At 36.9% G+C, this 2,823-nt stretch carries 2 protein-coding genes; both read right to left on the bottom strand.

Features of this window, described 5'->3' with window-relative positions:
• Positions 1-311 precede the first annotated feature (311 nt).
• On the bottom strand, positions 312-1,895 hold the full coding sequence (locus J6U00_RS00335; RefSeq protein ID WP_296577449.1) for a DUF5131 family protein: 1,584 nt from the start codon (positions 1,893-1,895) through the stop codon (positions 312-314).
• 141 nt (positions 1,896-2,036) lie between these two features.
• Positions 2,037-2,738, bottom strand: coding sequence for a recombinase family protein (locus J6U00_RS00330; protein ID WP_296577447.1), 702 nt, complete (start codon positions 2,736-2,738; stop codon positions 2,037-2,039).
• Positions 2,739-2,823 lie beyond the last annotated feature (85 nt).

Below are 2,823 nucleotides of genomic sequence, written 5' to 3'. Positions count from 1 at the left end.
ACATCGTTAGAAGTATCTGCCTGTTATGTTTTATAGCCTTTTTTCGTATGGAATACTTGTGTGGAACAGTATTGCTTTTACTCTTCCCTGCTCATATAACTCTTCATTTGCTTACTACGAGCGGTTATGACAGCAAATCTACCCAAAAATATATACATAAAATTAAAGCAGCTACTATTGCAATTATAATTCCTACAGAAACCAGTTTTTTTCTTTTATTCATTTTTTTTTACATCCTTTTTAGTTTTTTTAATTCTGATTACGTTAATGCAATACATCGATATCAGGTATCACATTTTGAAAAGTGTAAATTAAACCGAAAGCTGTTCAAGAAAGATGATGCTATCACGCTTTGCTATTCCGCTTTCGGCGAGTACAGCTACTTTTGCGGCAGTAATTCCAGATGACTTTTCTACAAGAGCATTTAGAGCTTTAAGAGATTCACCTGTACTGACTATATCATCCACTATCAGCACACGTTTGTCTCTGATGAGCTCTGTATCATCAACATCAAGATAGAATTCCTTCGCCCTTTCGCTCACGGAGGCAATCTGATTTACTAACTTTCGTGCAACTATATATACTTTTCCGCTCTGTCTTGACATTTCATAAGCCAAAGGAATACCTTTTGATTCTGCTGTTAGAATAATATCGAAATCCGGAGACTTTTCAAGAAGGCGTTTTGAATTCTCCACAGTAATATCCACGCTACCGAACATAATACTATCCGCAATACTGAGCTTATCACTACTTGGACATTTCTTCAGTTTTCTGTTAAGCTCTTCTACCTTCTTATCGTATTTTTCAGATGTTTCAGCAGCTTTCATAGCAAAATATCTGTTTCTGACAGCTCTAGTTTCCTGCATCGTCTTAGGTTCTTGTACCAGAAAGGTATATCCGTTTTCCTCGACGAGCTGTTTTATGTCATATTCCATCTTGATAGGAATTTCCAGTTCGATGCACTTATCAATGATATCCTTTATCCAATCAAATTCCAGAGGTACTGCGTTCTCCCCTATTTCGCTACCGATGACTACCCAGCTGTTTTCCTTACCGAAGGTTTTTACAAGTTCATCAAGATAAACAGGTTCGATATGTTCAAGCACAGGCTGATATACAACACATGCTGTGACACAGTGCTTTTTTATTTTTTCGATAAGCTCAGGAATACGACCGGTAACACTATTTTTATCAACTGTACAGGATATGACCACGTTCCTGATATTTGTATCTTCCTGAATAGAGCTTAGGTCGATACCCTTAGGACGTTTTGTTACAAGCTGGAAGGTATCGGTACACTTGCCATTCCTTCGTTTTAGACCATTCGCAGCGATTATCTGTTTAAGTACATTTTCCTGCCATTCAGGATTCCAGCAGCCGAAGTCAGACATATAGGTCAGGAACCAATCTATTGGGGTCTCGCTCTCAATATTGAAAAGCTCAGGAATATCATTTCCTTGAGCGTCCTTTATCAATTTATAAGGGCCACGAAATTCAGGCTTTCTGAAGTTGTCGGTAACTTCAAAATGATCAAAGACCTTTCTGCTGAAACAATATGGACAGTTTATCTGACATCCAACAACCGGGCTGTATACCTTTGTGTTAAGGTGTGTGTTATGATTGATATCATTAAGGATACGTTTCAAAGCAAGCTGATGACCTTCATAGTAAACACGAATCGTACGTATCTGATCAAGAATAGTAAGACTCATGTTTTTGTATTCTTCAAGTTCTTCCCTCACGGGAGATACTTCAATTTTCATACGGTTGTAGTCATAACCCTTGAAATTCATGTAGAATATATTCATAAGCCTGTTTACTATCTCAGGCTTATCAAGCAATGTGGTTATCCCCGCAGAAAGGGCGTTGGTATAGTAATCTTCAATTCTCAGCATTTAACATCGTGCCTTTCTTAATATATTTCTGTCTTTTCAATTAATGTCTAAAGACGGCTTATGAAATACAAGTGTTTCTATTATTCTTGTTGCATCAATGTCAGTGATTGTTGAAAATTGCACTTTAAGCCCCAAATTATTTTATTTTTGGTTTCTCAACTCCCTCTTGTACTTGTAATAAGTATTATTTGACAATCCTATAAGCTTCATGCACTCCTTATCAGAAAGCGTGCCCTCAAACTCCTTGCAATAACGGATAATAAGGGGCTTTACAGTTTTGCTTTTCTTCGTTTCATGAACAGCCCCCTTAACAGTACCTATCTGCTTGCCATTGTTACGGGCTACCTCGATACCATCACGGGTACGGCGACTAAAGTCCTTTTTTGCCTTTTCGTACTGTTCAAATGCTTTGTAAATGTCCTGTTCGATCTTATTCATTATGAAGTGATCAATAGCTGACATAACATCCTTTGAAGGTTTGTTAGCTGTTTGTTCTTCTGACAGGAAAGAAAGTGGAATAACACCATTAAGAGCTTCCCAGTATGCTTCGGTATCTATATGTCTTTCTCTGAGAAAGATTATCTTAATATTCCTGTAAACAAGTTCTTTATAAAGAGAAAAAGCCTCAGCAGCATTTCTGCTCATTCTGCTAACACTGTCAAAGATGATAACGTCTTTTTTTCCGAGTTTACTGAACAGCTTATTCCATTCACTATAGGCAGATAACGATTCTGTATTATCTTCGCTGATGATTACAGCATCTGGGAAAGATTCCTTCATATTTTTTATCTGTCGTTCCATCGACTGTTTTCTTGTGTTAATACTACAGTAACCGTATATCATATTTTCCACCTTTCTTTAATTCGTGAGATGTGAAATTCTTCACGAACTTCTTGAATATCAGAATTATATAAAGTAATTTATCATT

The sequence above is a fragment of the Ruminococcus sp. genome (assembly GCF_017650195.1).
Classification (GTDB): Bacteria; Bacillota; Clostridia; order Oscillospirales; family Ruminococcaceae; genus Ruminococcus.
This window is presented reverse-complemented; position numbering and strand designations above follow the sequence as displayed.

Bases quoted from the DNA above. Each gene is read 5' to 3' on its own strand.
- J6U00_RS00335 (WP_296577449.1), bottom strand. From the start codon at position 1,895: ATGCTGAGAATTGAAGATTACTATACCAACGCCCTTTCTGCGGGGATA.
- J6U00_RS00330 (WP_296577447.1), bottom strand. From the start codon at position 2,738: ATGATATACGGTTACTGTAGTATTAACACAAGAAAACAGTCGATGGAA.